This window comes from Salmonella sp. NW645 (assembly GCF_051703725.1).
Lineage (GTDB): Bacteria > Pseudomonadota > Gammaproteobacteria > Enterobacterales > Enterobacteriaceae > Salmonella > Salmonella enterica.
The window spans coordinates 1-701 of sequence record NZ_JAMMKR010000029.1 but is presented as its reverse complement, the minus strand read 5'-3'; the positions used below and the strand labels follow the sequence as shown (position 1 = coordinate 701).

Here is a 701-nt window from a genome sequence, read left to right as displayed (position 1 = left end):
CTGGTACTGCAAATACGGCATCAGTTACCGTGAGCTGCAGGAGATGCTGGCTGAACGCGGAGTGAATGTCGATCACTCCACGATTTACCGCTGGGTTCAGCGTTATGCGCCTGAAATGGAAAAACGGCTGCGCTGGTACTGGCGTAACCCTTCCGATCTTTGCCCGTGGCACATGGATGAAACCTACGTGAAGGTCAATGGCCGCTGGGCGTATCTGTACCGGGCCGTCGACAGCCGGGGCCGCACTGTCGATTTTTATCTCTCCTCCCGTCGTAACAGCAAAGCTGCATACCGGTTTCTGGGTAAAATCCTCAACAACGTGAAGAAGTGGCAGATCCCACGATTCATCAACACGGATAAAGCGCCCGCCTATGGTCGCGCGCTTGCTCTGCTCAAACGCGAAGGCCGGTGCCCGTCTGACGTTGAACACCGACAGATTAAGTACCGGAACAACGTGATTGAATGCGATCATGGCAAACTGAAACGGATAATCAACGCCACGCTGGGATTTAAATCCATGAAGACGGCTTACGCCACCATCAAAGGTATTGAGGTGATGCGTGCACTACGCAAAGGCCAGGCCTCAGCATTTTATTATGGTGATCCCCTGGGCGAAATGCGCCTGGTAAGCAGAGTTTTTGAAATGTAAGGCCTTTGAATAAGACAAAAGGCTGCCTCATCGCTAACTTTGCAACAGTGCC

General features: G+C 52.5%; 1 protein-coding gene. It reads left to right on the top strand.

The genetic code is table 11. The features are described 5' to 3' along the window. A partial coding sequence (locus NA389_RS21905; RefSeq protein ID WP_071211557.1) for an IS6-like element IS26 family transposase occupies positions 1–649 on the top strand: 649 nt, incomplete at its 5' end. Positions 650–701: the final 52 nt, after the last annotated feature.